This window comes from Kitasatospora sp. NPDC054795 (genome assembly GCF_053611565.1).
Genome location: NZ_JBSHAP010000053.1, coordinates 23,981 through 42,079, shown reverse-complemented (window position 1 = coordinate 42,079; position 18,099 = coordinate 23,981). Strand labels below are relative to the sequence as shown.

Annotated in this window: 15 protein-coding genes and 2 pseudogenes; 12 read left to right on the top strand and 5 right to left on the bottom strand. The window is 74.1% G+C overall.

The genetic code is table 11. From position 1 onward, the window contains the following. Positions 1–27: 27 nt before the first annotated feature. Both ACWGJO_RS20445 and ACWGJO_RS20440 read left to right on the top strand, forming a co-directional pair. Complete coding sequence (locus ACWGJO_RS20445; RefSeq protein ID WP_452185587.1) at positions 28–1,626, top strand: IS1634 family transposase; 1,599 nt, start codon at positions 28–30, stop codon at positions 1,624–1,626. Between the two features lie 121 nt (positions 1,627–1,747). Then, a complete protein-coding gene (locus ACWGJO_RS20440; protein WP_452185585.1) occupies positions 1,748–2,812 on the top strand; it encodes a carotenoid oxygenase family protein in 1,065 nt (354 codons plus the stop codon). 106 nt (positions 2,813–2,918) lie between these two features. Here ACWGJO_RS20440 and ACWGJO_RS20435 read toward each other — a convergent pair whose 3' ends face one another. Further along, a complete protein-coding gene (locus ACWGJO_RS20435) occupies positions 2,919–3,695 on the bottom strand; it encodes a class I SAM-dependent methyltransferase (RefSeq protein WP_452185583.1) in 777 nt (258 codons plus the stop codon). Between the two features lie 338 nt (positions 3,696–4,033). Here ACWGJO_RS20435 and ACWGJO_RS20430 point away from each other — a divergent pair, with 338 nt between their 5' ends. Both ACWGJO_RS20430 and ACWGJO_RS20425 read left to right on the top strand, forming a co-directional pair. After that, entirely contained in the window at positions 4,034–5,545 is a 1,512-nt protein-coding gene (locus ACWGJO_RS20430) for an outer membrane protein assembly factor BamB family protein (protein WP_452185582.1), read from the top strand. A gap of 334 nt (positions 5,546–5,879) precedes the next feature. Beyond that, positions 5,880–6,689, top strand: coding sequence for an alpha/beta fold hydrolase (locus ACWGJO_RS20425; protein WP_452185580.1), 810 nt, complete (start codon positions 5,880–5,882; stop codon positions 6,687–6,689). Between the two features lie 163 nt (positions 6,690–6,852). On the opposite strand, the gene ACWGJO_RS20420 is transcribed toward ACWGJO_RS20425, so the two are convergent. Together ACWGJO_RS20420 and ACWGJO_RS20415 are read right to left on the bottom strand one after the other, a co-directional pair. Continuing rightward, the gene (locus tag ACWGJO_RS20420; RefSeq protein WP_387731787.1) at positions 6,853–7,419 is read right to left on the bottom strand and encodes a hypothetical protein; all 567 of its coding nucleotides are present in this window, start codon (positions 7,417–7,419) and stop codon (positions 6,853–6,855) included. Beyond that, on the bottom strand, positions 7,407–8,549 hold the full coding sequence (locus tag ACWGJO_RS20415; protein ID WP_452185578.1) for a serine hydrolase domain-containing protein: 1,143 nt from the start codon (positions 8,547–8,549) through the stop codon (positions 7,407–7,409). The genes ACWGJO_RS20420 and ACWGJO_RS20415 overlap by 13 nt, the downstream gene beginning before the upstream one ends. Before the next feature lie 141 nt (positions 8,550–8,690). Here ACWGJO_RS20415 and ACWGJO_RS20410 point away from each other — a divergent pair, with 141 nt between their 5' ends. From ACWGJO_RS20410 to ACWGJO_RS20400, 3 genes and pseudogenes are all read left to right on the top strand, one after another. Further along, the gene (locus tag ACWGJO_RS20410) at positions 8,691–9,251 is read left to right on the top strand and encodes a DUF3885 domain-containing protein (RefSeq protein ID WP_452185576.1); all 561 of its coding nucleotides are present in this window, start codon (positions 8,691–8,693) and stop codon (positions 9,249–9,251) included. Positions 9,252–9,369: 118 nt separating this feature from the next. Continuing rightward, a pseudogene (locus ACWGJO_RS20405) lies at positions 9,370–10,080 on the top strand (vWA domain-containing protein); the annotation flags it as partial. Between the two features lie 320 nt (positions 10,081–10,400). Beyond that, positions 10,401–11,783, top strand: coding sequence for a pyridoxal-phosphate dependent enzyme (locus ACWGJO_RS20400; protein ID WP_452185575.1), 1,383 nt, complete (start codon positions 10,401–10,403; stop codon positions 11,781–11,783). Positions 11,784–11,790: 7 nt separating this feature from the next. Here the strand turns inward: ACWGJO_RS20400 and ACWGJO_RS20395 are convergent, their stop codons facing one another. After that, complete coding sequence (locus ACWGJO_RS20395) at positions 11,791–12,558, bottom strand: TetR/AcrR family transcriptional regulator (RefSeq protein WP_452185573.1); 768 nt, start codon at positions 12,556–12,558, stop codon at positions 11,791–11,793. A gap of 104 nt (positions 12,559–12,662) precedes the next feature. On the opposite strand from ACWGJO_RS20395, the gene ACWGJO_RS20390 reads away from it, so the two are divergent. The 5 genes and pseudogenes from ACWGJO_RS20390 to ACWGJO_RS20370 all read left to right on the top strand — a co-directional run bounded on the left by ACWGJO_RS20390 (position 12,663) and on the right by ACWGJO_RS20370 (position 17,112). Beyond that, positions 12,663–13,634 (top strand): ATP-binding cassette domain-containing protein, encoded by a 972-nt coding sequence (locus tag ACWGJO_RS20390; RefSeq protein WP_452185571.1) that lies wholly within the window; start codon positions 12,663–12,665, stop codon positions 13,632–13,634. After that, the gene (locus ACWGJO_RS20385; RefSeq protein WP_452185569.1) at positions 13,631–14,452 is read left to right on the top strand and encodes an ABC transporter permease; all 822 of its coding nucleotides are present in this window, start codon (positions 13,631–13,633) and stop codon (positions 14,450–14,452) included. Before ACWGJO_RS20390 ends, ACWGJO_RS20385 begins: the two co-directional genes overlap by 4 nt. A gap of 70 nt (positions 14,453–14,522) precedes the next feature. Then, complete coding sequence (locus ACWGJO_RS20380) at positions 14,523–15,509, top strand: aldo/keto reductase (RefSeq protein WP_380542774.1); 987 nt, start codon at positions 14,523–14,525, stop codon at positions 15,507–15,509. A 213-nt stretch (positions 15,510–15,722) separates the two neighbouring features. Then, positions 15,723–16,211: pseudogene (locus tag ACWGJO_RS20375) on the top strand (DUF4188 domain-containing protein); the annotation flags it as partial. A 226-nt stretch (positions 16,212–16,437) separates the two neighbouring features. Next, complete coding sequence (locus ACWGJO_RS20370; protein ID WP_359897367.1) at positions 16,438–17,112, top strand: C39 family peptidase; 675 nt, start codon at positions 16,438–16,440, stop codon at positions 17,110–17,112. 13 nt (positions 17,113–17,125) lie between these two features. Here the strand turns inward: ACWGJO_RS20370 and ACWGJO_RS20365 are convergent, their stop codons facing one another. Continuing rightward, complete coding sequence (locus tag ACWGJO_RS20365; RefSeq protein ID WP_359897366.1) at positions 17,126–17,977, bottom strand: SCO6745 family protein; 852 nt, start codon at positions 17,975–17,977, stop codon at positions 17,126–17,128. Between the last annotated feature and the right edge of the window lie 122 nt (positions 17,978–18,099).

Sequence of the window (18,099 nt, the reverse complement as noted above, 5' to 3'; positions counted from 1 at the left end):
CAGCGCCTTGAAGTTGTGGTGACGTCCGTGGTGGAGAAGCGTCTGGGCGCTCTGCCTGTCGCTGCCGAGTTTCTGCGCCGGCTGGATGTGGCCGGGATCGTCGACGAGGTGTGTCCGGGCGGCGCGAGCGCGCATCTGACGCACGGACAGGTCATCGAGGCACTGGTCGCCAACCGGCTGACCTCGCCCGCACCACTGGTGCGGGTCGGGGACTGGGCCCGCACCTGGGCGGTGGAGGAGGTCTTCGGCATCGAGCCGGCTCTGCTCAACGACGACCGTCTGGCCCGGGCCCTGGACGCGATCGCGCCGGAGCTGGACAGAATCGCGGGGACGGTCGGCGCCCGGGCAATCACCGAGTTCGGGATCGACGTGTCGAGGCTGCACTGGGACATGACCAGCATGTCCGTCCATGGCGCCTTCCCTGCCGGGAACCAGGACGAGCAGTACCCGGTCATCGGCTACGGGCGCCCCAAGGACCGGCGGGTGGACCTGAAGCAGGTCCAGGCCGGACTCGCGGTCTCCGCCGATGGCGGCGTTCCTCTCCATGCCCGTGTCTTCGACGGGGGTGCGGCCGAGGTCAGCCAGGTCGTCGGCGCGATGACGGACCTGCGGGGCATGGCCGGTGAACAGAAGTTCCTCATGGTCGCCGATTCCAAGCTGGTGTCCTATACGAATGTCGCCGCACTGCTCGCGGCCGGGGTGGATTTCATCGCACCGGTCCCGGCCGCGCAGGTCAAGGACGAGGTCTACGCAGCTCTGGACCTCGCGCAGGCGCAGGAGGTGGACTGGGTGCCCGAGCGGGACACCGACAAGCCGGCCGCCGAGCAGGAGAGCTACCGGGTGCTGGAGGACATCCACACCATGGCCGGGCGCCGCAAGCGGGATCCGGTGCACCGGGTGCGCCGGATCCTGGTGCACTCCACCGCTGTCGCGGCGGGCCAGCGCCGGGCTCGCGAGAAGCGACTGGCCCGGGCCGGCGAGGAGATGGACAAACTCGCCAGTGCGGCGGGTGGCCAGCACTATCGGACCCACCAGAAGATCACGGCCCGGATCGGGGTCATCGCAGCCAAGCGGCACGTCACCTCCTGCCTGCGCTGGACGATCAACGGAGGCGAAGGCGAACCTCCCGCCTTTCAGTGGCACTTCGACCAGGACGTCCTGGACGCCGAGGCCGCGGTGGACGGCTGGTGGGCGCTGCTGACCAGCATCCCGGCCGAGAAGGCCGGCGCGGCCCAGGTGCTGATCCATTACAAGGGCCAGGGCTCGGTCGAACGGCGTTATCACGACTTCAAGGGCCCCCTCGCGGTCGCGCCGGTCTTCGTCCAGCACAACCGGCGTGTCGCCGCGCTGATCCAGGTGATCTGCCTGGCCCTGCTCGTCTTCTGCCTGATCGAGCGGCAGGTCAGACGCGCTCTGGGCCCGGAAGAGACCATGGCCGGCCTCTATCCGGACAACCGACGGGTCCGGCCCACCGGCCGGATGATCCTCTACCACCTCGGCGAACTCACCCTGCGGATCGGCAACGTCACCGACCCGCCAACCGTCCAGATCAACCGTGGCGTCCAACTCCACCTCCTCGACCTCCTCGACACCGACATCACACAAACCCGCTGGCCACAGACCTGAAACAACGACCCGCGAAGTCCGGGTCTAGTCGGGGTGGCAGGACGGTCGGGTCGGGTGGGTTTCGAAATCCGTTGCGCGCAAAGGCTGGTAACACTGTTTCCCCCCGGTTGCCTTGTTACCCATGAGCACGCCCTGCCAGGACGCGCAGCGGGTCGGCCAGGATGCCGTGCGCGCCGTGATCCTCGACTGCGCCATCGCCCTCCTCGTCGCCGAAGGCCCCGCCGCACTGACCGTGCGCCGGATCGCCGCCGAGATCGGCTCCTCGACCAAGGTGCTGTACACGATGTTCGGCGGGAAGGAGGGGCTGCTGGACGTGCTGTACCGGGAGGGCTTCGCGCGGCTGCGCCGGGCTCAGGAGAAAGTCCCGCGCGGGGAGGACCCGTTGGCCTATCTGATCGAGATCGGCCGGGCCTACCGGGAGCGGGCGATCGCCGAACCCGCCTACTACCGGGTGATGTTCGAGCAGCCGGTCCCCGGATTCCGGCCGGGCGCCGAGGCGTTGGCCGTCGCGGACGGCGCGTTCGGTGCCTCGGTGGCCGCCGTGGAGTCCTGCATCGCTGCCGGGGTCTTCCGGCCCGGCGACGTCCAGGAGGTCTCCAAGCTCTTCTGGGCGGCCACCAGGACGGCGGACTCACTGGTGGTCGACGTCGTGCGGCACCCGCCGGGCATCGACCTGCGCGACATCGGCGCGAGCCGGCCCACGCTCGACCGCTGGACGATCGACCTGGCGGCGGGGATGGTGCGGGAGGAGCGGCTGGACGACCGGGTCCAGGAATTCCCGCGCGTCAACTCCCTTCACACCGCGCGCCCTTACCGCTACGGCTACGCGGCCGCCGTCGAGCTCTACGCGCCTGCGGCCGGCCCCGGGGGTGGCCGCCCGGACGAGGGTTTCCGCAACGCCCTGCTCAAGCGCGACCTGAGCCGGGGGACCGTCGAGGTCCACGACTTCGGGCGCGACGGGGCGGTGGGCGAGGCGGTGTTCGTGCCCGCGGAGTCGCCGACGGCGGAGGACGACGGCTATCTGATGGCCTACGTCCACGACCCGGAGCGGGGCGCGGCGGAGCTGGTGATCCTCGCCGCCCAGGACTTCACCGGCGAGCCCCTCGCCCGTGTCCACCTGCCGGTGCGGGTACCGCTGGGCCTGCACGGCAACTGGGTGCCGGGCGGGGAACCGGGCCGAGGCTGAGGGGCCAATATGTGCCCGCCAGAGAGGCCGTTCAGGGCGCGCCCGTGGGCAGGCCGCTGGGCCGGGCGGAGAGTCGACGAAGAACCGGGCGGAGAGCCGGGAGGAGTCAGCGGGGCCGGGTGGCACGCAGGGAGTAGGACTGCGGCGCTGGGGAGCCGGCGGGGACGCGGAAGTGGGCGTGGGCGTGCTCGTGGAGGAAGTCCAGACGGAGGCCGGCCTCGGCCAGCGCGGTGACGACCTCGCCGAGGCCGTGCTGCCACTGGACGGTGACGGTGGCGTCGAGCCGGGCGTCCGGGTCGGCGTAGGTGCCGGGGTGGTCGACGAGGATCGGGGTGCGCTCGAAGTAGTCCTCCTCGAAGCTGCGCCCGTCGTCGGAGAGGACGTCGGCCACCGGGTGGTGCTCGGCGAGGTAGAGGAAGCCGCCGGGGGTGAGGAGCGCGGCGACCGTCCGGGCCCAGCGGGCGAGGTCGGGGAGCCAGCAGAGCGCGCCGAAGCCGGTGTAGACGATGTCGTACGTCCGTCCGTCGAGCGCCTCGGCGGCCTCGTAGACGTCGGAGGTGACGAACCGGGCGTCGTCGGCGCCGATCCGGGCGGCGAGGTCGGCGGCGGCCGCGACGGCCGGGGCGGAGAAGTCCAGTCCGGTGACGACGGCGCCGCGGCGAGCCCAGGAGAGGGTGTCGAGCCCGAGGTGGCACTGGAGGTGGAGCAGCGTGCGACCGGTGACGTCGCCGACCTCGGCGGGCTCGTAGTCCTGGAGGGTGTCACGGCCCGCTACGAAGCCGGGCAGGTCGTAGAACGGGCCGGTGGCGTGGACGGGCACGCGCTCGTCCCAGTTCGCACGGTTGGCGGTGCGCCAGTCGGGGAGGGCGGGGGTCGCGGTCATGTCGGGCAACGCTAGCCAGCGCCCCGGCGGCGGGCAATCGGTTTCCGGCGGCCGGACGGCAATCGGACGGCGGTCGGGCGGGGGCAGGACGGGGGCAGGACGGGGCAGGACGGGGCCGGACGGCGGTCGGACAGGGCCGACGGTGGACGGGGCGCGGACGGGCGGCAGCCGGCGCGCGGGGGGAGGCTTCGTCACGGTCCCGGCGCTCGGGGCCTGGTATGTGCGGGTCATGGCCGGGGTTTTCCCTGCTCTTTGTTCCGGATCATGGCGCGCTCTGCGACGATCCGATGATCGTCGCCCCGACGCGGTGGGCGGCGCGTCGCAGGGGAGAGACCGGCATGGCCGTTCGGCCCGAGGACACTGTCGTCCGGGCGAGGTGGGGAGCCAGGTTCGCCTGGGACAAGGAGACCTGGATGGTGGTCTCCGGCGGGGTGCTGGGGGCGATGTTCGCGAGCATGGGGCTCGCGGTGCTGTTCGGCCCGGCGAACGGGTTCGGCGGTGAGAGCCTCGCGTACATGGGGATCATCAGCATCCTCGGGCTGATGCCCTGCGGTGCGGGCTTCGTCTGGGCGCTGATCCACCCGAAGGCCGGGTTCCCCTCGGCCGCGGTCGGGGCGCTGCTGGGGCTCGCGATCTTCGTCGGCTTCGCCGGGGACGGCCTCAACGACTCCTGGAAGGCGCCGCTGGACCGGCCCTCCACGGTCCGTGCGGTGGGCAGCTGGACCAGCGGGGACCTGGTGGTGCGGGTCCGCCCGGACCTGGTGGTGGCCTACCGCAGCGCCACCGGGGCCGTCGCCTGGAGCTGGTCCCCGCCCGGGCAGGACACCGTGTGCGCGATGAGCCGGGGCACCGGGGCCGACGGGACGGTCCGCGGCAACGCCCTCGGACTGATCGGCCACTCGCCGCACGACGGGCCCTGCTCCGCCGTCACCGCGCTCGACCTCGCCGACGGCCGGGAGGGCTGGACCGCCACCGTGGACGCGCCCGCCCGGGACGGGGACGACGCGACGCCGGACGTGGTCGCGGTGGCCGGGCAGCAGGCCCTGCTCCAGGAGAAGGCCGGCTGGCGCGCCGTACGGCTGGCGGACGGCCGGGACGTCTGGCACAGCGCGGCCGATCCCGGCTGCACCCCGCTGCAGGTCGCGGGCGGCCCCGGGGACGCCGTCACGGTCGCGCAGTGCGGCGACACCGCTCCCGTACTGCGCTCGCTGGCCCCGGCGGACGGCCGGGAGCAGCAGCGGATCGCGCTGCCTGCGACGGGCGGGCTGAAGAACCTCGCGGTGGTGTCGGTCGACCCGCTCGCGGTGTGGGTGGACGCCCAGGCCGAGCGCGGCACCCACGCGGTGCTCAGCTACGACCGGACCGGCCGGCAGCGGGCGGCGATACCGGTCGCCGGGGACGAGTACGACCTGGACGTGATGCTGGGCGGGCTGCACGCCTTCGACGAGTTCACCGCCCGGCCGCTGTTCGGCGGGGTGGTGGTGGGGGACCTGTTCGTCGTGCCGGGGGAGAAGCCCGGCGACATCGGCATCAGCGGCGGCAAGCACCCGAGCCGGACCGCCACCGGCCGGCTGCTGGCGTACTCGCTCACGGACGGTGGCAGGCGCTGGACGGCGGGGCTGGACGACCAGGTGACCGGCCTGGTGGTGGACGGCGGCTCGGTGTGGGCGATGACCCGGGGCCGGGTGACCAGGGTGGAGGTGGCGACCGGGCGGCAGAGCGCCGTGCTGGACGTCAACGACACCGCGTCGCTCTACCCGGTGGACCTGTCGGTGTCGGGCCCGGAGCGGTTCACGGTGGTCGCGGAGGACGGGACCCGGGACGAGCCGCCGGTGCGGGTGCTGAGCTGAGGCCCGCGCCCGGGACACCGGTAACGGACCGTCACCGCAACGGGCGCTGGCGGGGCGGCCGGTGACGCCGGGTGACCGTCTTGAGTGGGGCGCCGGGTGACCGCCGTGGGCCCGGCGCCGGGCGACCGCGCCGGCCGGGGACGGCGGTCCGGCACGGCCGCGCGGCGCCCGGTCACCGGGGGAGGCAGCCCTCGCGATCCGCCCGACCACCCGCGGAGAGGGCCGGCGCGATCCGCCCGGCCGCCCTCGACGGGCCCGCCACCGGAGGACCTGAGCCTTCCGGGCGGTTGTGTCACGCTGGTGGGGGAGCACCGCCGAGATCGGGAGACTCGTGATGGCCGAGATCAGGGTGAACGGGGTGGCGCTGCACTACGAGGCCCGTGGTGAGGGCCCCGGCGTCGTCCTGGTGCACGGTTCCTGGAGCGACGCGGACTCCTGGGCGCGGGTGCTGCCGGGCCTGGCCGAGTCCACCACCGCGGTCGCCTACGACCGCCGGGGGCACAGTCGCAGCGAGGACCCGCTCACCCAGGGTTCGGTGCACGAGGACGCGGCCGACCTGGCCGGGCTGATCCAGGAGCTGGGCCTGGCGCCCGCCTTCGCCTACGGCGACTCCTACGGGGCACTGGTCACCCTCCGGCTCGCCGCCGCCCGGCCCGACCTGCTGCGCGGGATCGCCGTGCACGAGCCGCCGGGGACCGGCATCCTGCTCGCCGACCCGGACCTGCGCCCGATCGGCACCGCCTTCGCCGGCCGGATCGCCGCCGTCCGGGAGCTGCTGGAGCAGGCGGAGTCGGCCGCCGCCGCCGAACTGTACGTGGACAGCCTCGCCCTCGGCCCCGGCGCCTGGGAGCAGCTGCCCGCGCCGGTCCGGCACACCTACATCCGCAACGCGCCCACCTACCTGGACGAGCTGCGCGACCCGGACGCGCTCGACCTCGACCTCACCGGGCTCTCGCGGTTCGGCGAACCCGCGCTGCTCACCCAGAGCGACGACAGCGCCCCGATGTTCGGCGAGGTGCTGGACCTGATCGACCTCGCCCTGCCCAAGCCGGAACGCCACCTGTACGCGGGCGCCGGGCACGCCCCGCACCTCTCGCAGCCGGAGGAGTGGGTGCGCGTGGTGCTGCCGAGGGCGCTGGGCTGAGGCGCGCCGTCGTTGCGGCGGGCCGACCGTCCGCCGGGAACGGGACTTCCTGCTCACGTAGCGGACGGTCGGCGGTGGGCCGTTGCGCACAGGGGACGGAACAGCCCACCGCGACCCGCGCGGCCCGGGCGGTCGGTGGCCGCCCTACCGGTAGGCGGCGGCCCTAGCGGTCGCCGGCGCCCCAGCCGTCGTCCGGCAGGTCGCCGTCCGGCGCGGGGCACTCGACGTGCTCGAAGCCCCACAGCACCGCCTTGTGCAGCACCCACTCCGGAAGCGGCGGCTGGTCGTAGCCGTCGCGGTCGGTGAGCACCAGCTCGACCCGGACCTCCTCGGCCGGCGAGAACTCCAGGTTCCGCTGGCCCGGGAGGTTCTCGTACGTCACCGTCCGCCAGCTGCGGCCGGTGGCGGTCAGCGCCGCCATCAGGTCCCGCTCGGAGACGTGGGTGTCGAGCGTCACCGAACCGCCGCCCGGCCGGGGGAGGTCGAGCTCGCCGTGCCAGACCGGCAGCGACAGCGCGTGGAGCCGACGGCAGCGGCAGAACACCGTCTGCACGTCGCCCCAGCCGAAGGCGTGCGGCCACCGGTGGCCGCGGTGGACGCGGCCGCCGTCCCACGGATCGCCGTAGTGGGCGGCGAGTTCGGGCAGCGAGGCACCGTAGCGCAGCTCGCCGAGGCCGCCGGTGGTGGCCAGGCCGGTGACGAGCGGAAGGAAGCCCGTCAGCCCAGGCACCCGCGCACCGCCTCGATCAGGCGGTTCGCCCGGGCGTCGCCGTGGCCGATCATCCGGTTGGCGACGTAGCCGAAGCCGACGCCGAACTCGTCGTCCCCGAAGGCGAACTGGCCGCCGGCGCCGTCGTTGCCGAAGCTGCGCGCGCCGAGCAGCGGTCGGAAGGAGGGGGAGTCCAGCAGCAGGCCGGAGCCCCAGCGGGCGCCCAGGTCGAAGCCCAGGAAGCCCGCGCCGGACGAGACTTCGCGCACCGCGTCGGTCACGGTGTCGGCGGAGAGCAGCCGCTCGCCGCCGTCCAGGCCGGTGGCCGCCGCCGCGTAGAGGCCCGCCAGGCCGGTGGCCGAGGCGACGGCGCCCGCGCCGGGCAGCTCGATCGCGTGCAGGTCCGGGTCGTTCCAGCCGTGCGGCACGTCCAGGCCGGGGAAGACCAGGGCGCCGTTCATGGTGACGATCCGGGTGAGCAGGTGCTCCGGGCCCGGCATCGGACGGCGGCCCTCGGCCTCCACCAGCCGGGCCAGGCGCGGCAGTTCGCTCTCCGGCAGGCCGATCCGGACCGGCAGCCCGAGCGGCTCGGCGATCTCCTCGCGCAGGAACGTGCCCGGGGTCAGCCCGGTGATCCGGCGGATCACCTCGCCGACCGCGAAGCCGAACACATGGCCGTGGTACTCGTGGGTGGAGCCCGGCTCCCAGAGCGGCCGCTGCGCCTCGATCGCCCGGATCACCGGATCCCAGGCGGCGACCTCCTCGAAGGAGAGCGCCGCGTCCAGGGCCGGGAGGCCGGCGCGGTGGCCGAGGATCATCCGGGTGGTGACGGCCTGCTTGCCGTTCCGGGCGAACTCCGGCCAGTAGCGGGCGACCGGCGCGTCCAGGTCGAGCCGGCCCTGCTGGGCGAGCAGGTGCGCGGAGATGCTCACCGGGCCCTTGGCGCAGGAGAACACCGGTACGACGGTGTCCTGCGTCCAGGCCCGGCCGGTGCGGTCGTCGGCCGTGCCGCCCCACAGCTCGACCACCTTCCGGCCGCCGGAGAACACCGTGACGGCGGCGCCCAGTTCGGGGAACTCGGTGAAGTTGGCGGCGAAGGCGTCCGCGACGGCGCCGAAGCGCTCGTCGGCCCAGCCGTGGTGCTGCTGCATGATGTGGTGCCCCGTTCTGCCCTCAAGATCGACCGAACCACGCTACGGGAGCCGGGCGGCCGTGACGAGGGGATTTCACCAGGCCGGGGCTGGTGGGACGGATGTGGCAGACTCGCCCGTCGGAACGGAGGAGGGGGCCAGGTGGATCGCGAGGCGCTGACCGCGCTCTGGGAGCGGCGGTGGCCCGGCACGGAGCCCGTCGGGCACGAGATCGACAGCCGGGCGCGGGACGTCTGGGTGCGCTTCCACAGCCTGCCGGAGTCCAAGCGCTACCCCGACGACGAGCGCGAGTACGCGATCGTCCTGGAACGCCACAACACCGTGCTGGACGAACTGTTCGCCGGCGCCGAGGTGTACGTCCTCACGCCCAGGTGGACGAGCAGGGCGAGCGTCCCCCGCATGCGCCGGGACGCGAGGCACTGGCGCACCTGGCTCCAGAGCGACGACCCGGAGCCGGAGTTCCGCACCTACTGCCACGTCTTCGTGGAACGGCGGCAGTGGCGGCGGGGCGGCCTGGACCGGCTGCTGCGCCGGGTCGCCGACGAGCGGGAGGCCGGGGTGATCGTCACGGACACCGGGATGCGGCGGCTGTACCACCCGTACGACGGCGGCGCGGACGTCCACCTGGCCACACCGCAGGAGCGCGACCGGTTGAAGGAGCGGCACGCCGACTGGCTGTCGCGGCACCCGAACGGCTGGTGAGCGGCGGGTCGGGGCGAAGGCTTGCCGTGGCCGCCGTCCGCCCCGCAGAGTGTCGGGAGCGCGTTGACGATCACGCGCGCCGGCAGCTCGGCTGCCGCAGCGGGCAAGGGAGCGGAACATGGCCGTCAGTCTGGGCAAGGTCGAGCGCAGCGCGCCAGGGCTGGTGAGCCTCTACAAGACGGCCGGCGCCTCGGTGGAGCGGCGCGGGCTGAACGGCCAGCGGGTGGCGGTGTACCTGGTGGTCGACTACTCCGGTTCGATGCGCCCCTACTACAAGGACGGCAGCGTCCAGGCGCTCGCCGACCGGGTGCTGGGGCTGTCGGCCCACCTGGACGACGACGGGAGCGTGCCGGTCGTGTTCTTCTCCACCGAGGTCGACGCCCGGGCCGAGATCGCCCTGGCGGACCACGCGGGCTGGATCGACCGGATCGTCGCGGGCCTCGGGCACATGGGGAAGACCAGCTACCACCTGGCGATGGACGCGGTGATCCGGCACTACCGGGAGAGCGGGGCCACGGCGCCGGCCTTCGTCCTGTTCCAGACGGACGGCGGCCCGATCAGCAAGAGCGCGGCGGAGAAGCGGCTGTGCGAGGCGGCGACGCTGCCGATCTTCTGGCAGTTCATCGGCTTCGGGGACCCGGACGGCAGGCAGTTCGACTTCCTGCGGAAGCTGGACGAACTGCCCGTCCCGGAGAAGCGGCCGATCGACAACGCGGGCTTCGTCCATCTGGGGCGCGATCCCCGGACGGTCTCCGACGAGGAGCTGTACGACCTGCTGCTCACCGAGCTGCCGAGCTGGCTCGCGGCCGCCCGGGCCCAGGGCATCGTCCCGGAGCAACCGGCGCCGCAGCCGCAGCCGCAGTCGCTGCCGCAGTCGCTGCCGCAGCCGCAGCCGCAGCCGTCGGCGGCCCCGGCGGTCCCGCCGTCGGAGCGCCGGGGCTTCTGGGCCACCCTCACCGGGGGCCCGGGGAAGCGGAGCCGGCGCGGTTAGGCGGGGCGGGCGGGGAGGCGGGGAGGGCGGCGAAGCGGGGAGGGGCGGGCTTCGACGGTCCGGCCGAAGGCGGTCCGTGAGGAACGGTGTCGCTGCCGTCTACCGGGCCCCTGGCCTGGGCAGGCTCGGACGGACAGCGCCAGCGAAAGGGGCCGACGATGGCCGCAGTTCACGAATCCGTCCTCGACGCGATCGGCGGGACGCCGTTGATCCGCCTCGCCCGGCTCGGCGCCGGGATCGCCGCGCCGATCTACGCCAAGGCGGAGTTCCTCAGCATCGGAGGCAGCGTCAAGGACCGCGCCGCACTGTCGATGGTGCTGGCCGCCGAGCGGGACGGCCTGCTGAAGCCGGGCGGGACGATCATCGAGGCGACCTCCGGCAACACCGGCATCGGCCTGGCGATCGTCGGCCGGCAGCGCGGGTACCGGGTGATCGCCGGGGTGGCGGACAAGGCGGCGGCCGAGAAGGCGGACATCCTGCGCGCGTACGGCGCCGAGGTGGTGCTCGCGCCGACCTTGGTGCCCCAGGAGGACCCGAGGCACCTGTTCAAGGTGGTCCAGCGGCTGGCCGAGGAGATCCCCGGTGCCTGGCTCGCCAACCAGTACGACAACCTGGCCAATCCTGACGCGCATGTCCGGACCACCGGCCCCGAGATCTGGGAGCAGACCGGCGGCCGGGTCACCCACTTCGTCGCGGGCGTCGGTACCGGCGGCACCGTCACCGGTACCGGCGGATACCTGAAGGAGGCCTCCGGCGGCACGGTGACCGTGGTCGGCGCGGACCCGGAGTCCTCCTCGTACGGGGGCGGGGACGGCAGCCCGTGGTTCGTCGAGAGCATCGGGCACTTCCTCCACCCCGAAACCGTCGAGGACCGCTGGCCGCAGGCCTACCGGTCGGAGGTGATCGACTCCTTCGAGCGGATCCAGGACCGCGAGTCGCTGCTGACGGCACGCCGGCTCGCGCGCGAGGAGGGCCTGCTCGCCGGCCCGTCCTCCGGCACGGCGGTCGCGGCGGCGCTGCGGGTGGCGCGGACGCTGGGGCCGGACGACCTGGTCGTGGTGGTGCTGCCCGACTCGGGCCGCTCCTACCTGTCCAAGGTGCACAGTGACGCCTGGATGCGGCAGTGGGGCTTCCTGGAGGAGGAGGCGGCGGAGGGCCTGCGCCCGTTGCTGGAGGCGGCCGGGCCGCTGGTGACGGTCGACGCCGGCACCACCGTCGGCGAGGCGGCCCGGGCGCTGCGGGACGCGCCGGGCGGCGTCGCCCCGGCGGTGCTGGCGCGGCCGGCGCGCCCGTTCGGGGTGAACGCGACCGAGGTGGCGGGCTCGGTGTCCCGGGCGGTGCTGACGGCGGCGCTCGCGGACGGCAGTGCCGAGCCGGGGGACCCGCTGGGCGCGCTGCTCGGCCCGGCGCTGCCGACGGTCGGCGTCGGGCAGTCGGCGGCCGAGGCGCGGGCGGCGCTGGCGGGCGGGCGCCCCGCGGTGCTGGTGCTGCTGGACGGCCGGGTGGCGGGGCTGCTGACCAGGGAGGTCCTCGCGGACTGACGGAGCGTCAGCTGTCGCCCGTCGGCATCAGGATGGCGGAGATCACCCGGTCCAGGGTGCGGTCGAACGCCCGGTCCGGGTCGGCGGGCGGGCCCGCGGCGGCGAAGGCCTGGGCCAGGTGCGGGAATTCGCCGCTCGCCGCCGCCCGGCCGAGGTAACCGACCAGCTCGGACTGCCACTTGGCGCCCGCGGCCGCCGTCCGCTCGTACTGGGCGAACTGGGCGATGAAGCCGTTGATCAGGGCCATCGCCTCCATCCGGTCGCTCCCGCCGAGGCCGGTGGGGGCGGTGGCGGCGAGGAAGTGGTCGGTGTAGCGCAGGGCGTTGGGGCCGATGCCGGGGCGGGCCAGCACCAGTGCGGGCAGCCAGGGGTGGCGGCGGAAGATGCCGAGCTGCTGGTGGGCGAGGTCGGCGAGGTCGGCCCGGACGTCGCCGCTCGGCTCGGACGGGAACCGGTACTCGGCGGCGGCCGCGTCGAGCATCAGGTCGAGCAGGTGCTCCTTCTTCGGCACGTAGTTGTAGAGCGACATGGTGCCCGCGCCGAGCGACGCCGCGACCCGCCGCATGGACACCGCGTCCAGGCCCTCGGCGTCGGCGATCCCGATGGCCGCGGCGGCGATCGAGTCGCGGCTGTGGGCCGGGCGCGGGCCGCGTCCGGCGCGCTCGGGGCGCAGCCAGATCACTTCGGGGGCCTCGGGGGGCGTGGGCTTGCTGGACGCCGGCGCGGACCCGCCCGGCGCGGGCGTGCTGGACGGTGTGGGCTTGCTGGACGGCACTGGAAGATCACCTCGCTTTCCCCATCTTAGATACGTACGGCGTACGTAGTAGGATGCGCCTGCGCGCGCTTCTACGTACGCTGTACCTAGAGAGGGGCAGAGCCATGTCCGACACCGCCCGACCCGCCATCGAGATGGCGGGCGTGGAGAAACGCTTCGGCGCCACCGAGGCCCTGCGCGGCCTCGACCTCACCGTCCCGGCCGGCACCGTCTGCGGCCTGCTCGGCCCCAATGGCGCCGGCAAGACCACCGCCGTCCGCGTCCTCGCCACCCTGGTCGCCCCCGACCGCGGCACCGCCAGAGTCGCCGGACACGACGTCGTCCGCGCCGCCGAGGACGTCCGCCGCGCCGTCGGCCTCGCCGGGCAGCACGCCGCCGTCGACGAGGGCGTCACCGGCCGCGACAACCTCCGCCTGCTCGGCCGGCTGCACCACCTCGGCGCCCGCCGGGCCCGGGAGCGCGCCGACGAACTGCTCACCCGCTTCGGCCTCGCCGAGGCCGCCGACCGGCTCGTGCGCACCTACTCCGGCGGCATGCGCCGGCGCCTCGACCTCATCGCCAGCCTGGTCACCAGCCCACCGGTGCTCTTCCTGGACGAGCCCACCACCGGGCTCGACCCGCGCAGCCGACAGGCGATCTGGGACACCGTCAAGGAACTCGCGGACGGCGGCACCACCGTGCTGCTCACCACCCAGTACCTGGAGGAGGCCGACCGGCTCGCCGACGACATCGTGGTGGTCGACCACGGCGCCGCCATCGCCACCGGACCGCCCGACCGGCTCAAGGCGGCGATCGGCAGCCAGGTCTCCGTCACCCTCGCCGACCCCGGACAACTCGCCGCCACCGCCGTCGTGCTGTCCTCGATGACCGGGGGCGACGCCCGGGTGGACGTCGCCGAGCGGACCGTCACGGTGCTGACCACGCCCGGCGTGTCCGTCCTGCTGCCGTCGCTGGTCCGGGAGTTGGACGGCGCCGGGGTCGTCGCGCAGGACGTCGCGGTGCGGGCGCCCTCGCTGGACGACGTGTTTCTCACGCTCACCCAGGAGTCCGCCGACGCCGGGAGGGCCGCCCGGTGACCACTGCGCACATCGCCCCGGCGCGACCGTCCGGCATCGGCCGGCTCGCCACCGGCACCTGGACCTCGGTGCTCCGCATCCTGCTCAACTACCGCCACTCACCGGGCCTGTTGGCCGCCTCCCTGGGCGTGCCGGTGGTGATGGTGGTGGTCTTCGGGTACGTCCTCGGCAGTGCCATGCAGGTACCGGGCGGCGGCGACTACCGGGAGTTCCTGATGCCCGGCCTGTTCGCGATGGTGGCCACCAACGGCATCATGCCGACCATGGTCGGCGCCGCCCGCGACGTCTCGCGCGGAGTCACCGACCGGCTGCGCTCCATGCCCGTCTCCCGCACCGGGCTGCTGCTCGGGCAGACCCTCGCCGACCTGCTGGTCAGCACGGTCGTCCTGGCCCTGCTGGCCCTGGTCGGGCTCGCCACCGGCTGGCAGGCCCGGCACGGACTCGCCGACGCGGCAGGGGCGTTCGCGCTGCTGCTGCTCTTCCGATTCGTGATGACCTGGGTCGGCACCCTGCTCGGCCTGGCCGTCGGCAAGGAGGAGGCGGCCGGTCAGCTGTCCGTGGCGGTCTTCCCGCTGGCGATGATCACCAACGCGTACGTGCCGACCGGCGGCATGCCCGGCTGGCTGCGGTTCCTCGCCGACTGGAACCCGGTCAGCTCCGTCGTCCAGGCCTGCCGGGAACTGTTCGGCAACCCCTCGGCGGCCGGTTCCGCCTGGCCCACGCAGCACGCCGTCCTCGCCGCACTGCTCTGGAGCGCCCTGCTGCTGGCAGTCTGCATGCCGCTCGCCGTACGGAAGTTCGCCACCCACGGGCGGTGATCCGCCGGGTTCCGGCACTCCCGCCAAATGTGCTGGACAGCGGAGCCGGTGTGGTCTTGGGTGGGGCGCCATGGAGTACACCCACCTCGGCCGCACCGGCCTGACCGTCTCCCGCCTCTGCCTCGGCACCATGAACTTCGGCCCCCACACCGAGGAGGCCGAGGCCCACCGCCTCATGGACACCGCCCACGAGCGCGGCATCAACTTCTTCGACACCGCCAACACCTACGGCCGCGACAGCGAGGGCCGGCTGCGGGGGCGGACCGAGGAGATCATCGGCCGCTGGTTCGCCAAGGGCGGCGGACGCCGCGAGCGCACCGTCCTCGCCACCAAGGCCTACGGCGACATGGGCGACTGGCCCAACGAGAGCAAGCTCTCCGCGCTCGCCATCCGCAAGGCCGTCGAGGCCAGCCTGCGCCGCCTCCAGACCGACCACATCGACCTCTACCAGATGCACCACATCGACCGGGCCACGCCCTGGGAGGAGATCTGGCAGGCGATGGAGGTCCTGGTCGCCCAGGGCAAGGTCGTCTACGTGGGCTCCAGCAACTTCGCCGGCTGGCACATCGCCCAGGCCCAGGAGACCGCCCGCGCCCGCCACTTCCTCGGCCTGGTCAGCGAGCAGTCCCTCTACAACCTGCTCGACCGCGCCATCGAGCTCGAAGTCGTCCCCGCCCTCCAGCACTACGGGCTCGGGCTGATCCCGTGGTCCCCGCTGCGCAGCGGCCTGCTCGGCGGCGTCCTGCGCAAGGAGCGCGAGGGCACCCGCGACCGCAGCGCCATGCCCTATGCCAGCGAACTCCTCGCCAAGCACCGCGACCGCATCCAGGCCTACGAGGACTTCGCCGCCGAACTCGGCGCCGACCCCGCCGACCTCGCCCTCGCCTGGCTCCTCTCCCGCCCGGCCGTCACGGCCCCCATCATCGGCCCCCGCACCCCGGCCCACCTCGACGCCGCCATCGGCGCGTTCGACCTCAAGCTCGACCAGAAGACCCTCGACCACCTCGACGAGCTCTTCCCGGGCCACCGACCCGCCCCGGAGGACTACGCCTGGTAGGCCGTCCGCGTCCGGCCCCGGCCCCTTCGTCGGGGGCCGGGGCCCCGCGCGGACCCGCGGGAGCCGGCCGCGGACCGGCGCCCCCGGCCTCCGGCGGCGTCAACCGGCCCGCACAGTAGCCGAATTGTGAGGGTGGCGAGCCTTGACCGGGCCGTCCGGCACTGGTCTAGTCACCGCTTACATGGGCAAGGGTACGGGGAGGCACAATTGGCCTTGTTCGCCAAGCCGCAGCCGGGCTACACCACCGCCGCCGCCACCGGCGACACCGTGGTGCTGCTGATCGGCATGCGGATCAACCGCTTCTGGGCCGTGCACCACTGGGGCCCGGTGATGTTCTCGATGCTCCGGATGCTGTACGACCTGCGCCGCGCCCCCGAGCGCGGCCTGCGCGGCCGCATCCTGCTGACCGCCTCGCCGCGCACCTACTACGTGGTCCAGTACTGGGAGTCGAAGGAGAAGCTGTACGGCTACGCGAGCGCGCCGGACGGCTTCCACCACACCGTGTGGGGCATCGCCAACCGCAAGCTGCGGGAGGGCAAGGCCCGCGGGCACGTCGGGCTCTGGCACGAGACGTACATCGCGCCGCCGGGCGGGTACGAGTCGATCTACTTCGACATGCCGCCGTTCGGCCTGGCCGGTGCCACCGGCTCGCTGCCGGTGGAGGCGCGCGGCCGGCACGCGGCGCAGCGGCTGGCCTACCGGGAGCCGGTACCGGAGCCGGAGACCGTTGGGTCGCAGTCGCAGTCGCAGTCGCAGTCGCAGGCCGGCCGGTCGGAGCCGGAGGCCGGTGGGGCGCGGCCGGCGCCGGGCGGGGCGGGCGGGGCGGGCGAGTCCGAGGTCGGGGCCGGGCCGGCCCCCGGTGCCTGAGTACGACTGCGCCGGGAGTGTCGTGGGCCGCCCGGCCGCCGCACCGTGAGAGCGTCGGGGAATGGTGGATCGGGGCGACGCGCGGCCGCAGGCGCCGGCGCGGTCGGTGCGGGTGGTGCACGAGGTGCCGTACCGCGCGCAGTGGGAGTCGGCGGAGCTGGTGCGGGAGATCGTCGACGGGCGGCTGGAGGCGTCCGCCGATCCGCGCTGGGGGCAGTCCGGCGCGGCCACCGCGGAGGAGTACGCGTGGTGGTCCTGGCGGCTGTGCGGGGTGGCCTGTCTGCGGATGGCGCTGGCGCACTGGTGGGGCGTGACCCCGGCGGCGCTGGCGCTCGCGGGCGAGTGCGTGGCGGCCGGCGCCTACCTGCGGGACGGCGACAGCCTGCGCGGGCTGATCCACGCGCCGTTCGCCGAGTACGTCGAGCGGCGCTGGGGACTGGCCGCGCGGGCAAGGGAGTTGACGCCCGAGGAGGTGTCGTCGGAGGTGGCCGACGGCCGGCTGGTGATGGTCTCGGTGCACCCGTCGATCCGGGAGCCGTACGGGCCGGAGCCGGTGCGGCGCGGCGGGCACCTGGTCCTGGCGGTGGGTGCCACGGACACGGCGCTGCTGATCCACAACCCCTCCGGGTTCCCGGGGGAGTCGCAGGCCTTCGCGCGCGTGCCGTGGCGGTCGTTCGGGCGGTTCTACGCCGGACGCGGGATCGTGCTCGGCCCGCCCCGGGTCTCCTCGCCCTGATGTCGCGGAGCGGTCACTGGTTGTCCGGCAGTCCCATCGGGTTGATCGGCAGCCGGCCGCGACAGAGCGCCGAGATCGGCTTCAACGCCGCGGCGAGCCGGTCGAGTTCGGTCCGCGGGTAGTCGTCCCAGACCCGGGCCGCGGCCAGGTCGGTGGCGGCCTCCAGGGTCTGGTGACGGATCCGGCCGAGCTCGGTGACCGTCCCCTCGGCGGTCAGCCAGCCGCGCTCGACCAGGCGGTCGGCCGCCGCCTCCCACTCGGCGTCCGTCCACCCGCGCAGCGGCTGGAGCATCTCGCGCCGCATGTCCATCGCGCAGCGGACCACCAGGGCCTCGCAGCCGTCCAGCCCGGCCGCCACCAGGGCGGCCACGTGGCCGTCGCCGCGGTGCTCGCGCATCACGGTGGCGGCCTGCCAGAGCCGCTCGTACAGGCCGCTCGGGCGGGGCAGCGCGGCGTTGGCGGCGGCCAGCACCCGCCCGGCGCAGTCCAGCCGGGTGGCGGCCTGCTCCAGGGTCTCGGCGACCAGCTCGACCTGCTCCTTGTCCACGTGCTCCAGCAGCCCCTCCAGGATCGTCGCGGAGGCCTTCAGCCGGGCGGTCAGCGCCTCCTCCGGGCTCGCGTGGTTCCACACCTCCGGAAGGGCGCGCTCGACCATCGAGGGGGAGAAGTTGAAGAAGGCGGCGGTCACCGGCGGGGCGTCCACCGCGCCGAGCGGGGCCGATCGGGTGGCGAAGTAGCCGTGCAGGCGGCCGTGCAGACCGGCCTCCTCGAAGGCGGCGCGGCCCTCGGGCAGGAAGTAGGTGACGGCGTGCACCGGCTCGAAGAGCCACCACAGCGCGCGGGCGGGGTGGACGAGATCGGTCATCGGAGACCTTCCTCGGACGGAGCTCCGGGCGGGCCGGGGAGCTCGGCGGTCGGGACGGCCCGGCGGGAGCCGCGGCGGGCCGTGGCCCGTTCAAGGGCTGATGACCACGGCGGGGGCCCCGG

Bases quoted from the DNA above. Each gene is read 5' to 3' on its own strand.
- ACWGJO_RS20440 (WP_452185585.1), top strand. From the start codon at position 1,748: ATGAGCACGCCCTGCCAGGACGCGCAGCGGGTCGGCCAGGATGCCGTG.
- ACWGJO_RS20435 (WP_452185583.1), bottom strand. From the start codon at position 3,695: ATGACCGCGACCCCCGCCCTCCCCGACTGGCGCACCGCCAACCGTGCG.
- ACWGJO_RS20430 (WP_452185582.1), top strand. From the start codon at position 4,034: ATGGCCGTTCGGCCCGAGGACACTGTCGTCCGGGCGAGGTGGGGAGCC.
- ACWGJO_RS20425 (WP_452185580.1), top strand. From the start codon at position 5,880: ATGGCCGAGATCAGGGTGAACGGGGTGGCGCTGCACTACGAGGCCCGT.
- ACWGJO_RS20415 (WP_452185578.1), bottom strand. From the start codon at position 8,549: ATGCAGCAGCACCACGGCTGGGCCGACGAGCGCTTCGGCGCCGTCGCG.
- ACWGJO_RS20400 (WP_452185575.1), top strand. From the start codon at position 10,401: ATGGCCGCAGTTCACGAATCCGTCCTCGACGCGATCGGCGGGACGCCG.
- ACWGJO_RS20390 (WP_452185571.1), top strand. From the start codon at position 12,663: ATGTCCGACACCGCCCGACCCGCCATCGAGATGGCGGGCGTGGAGAAA.
- ACWGJO_RS20380 (WP_380542774.1), top strand. From the start codon at position 14,523: ATGGAGTACACCCACCTCGGCCGCACCGGCCTGACCGTCTCCCGCCTC.
- ACWGJO_RS20370 (WP_359897367.1), top strand. From the start codon at position 16,438: ATGGTGGATCGGGGCGACGCGCGGCCGCAGGCGCCGGCGCGGTCGGTG.
- ACWGJO_RS20365 (WP_359897366.1), bottom strand. From the start codon at position 17,977: ATGACCGATCTCGTCCACCCCGCCCGCGCGCTGTGGTGGCTCTTCGAG.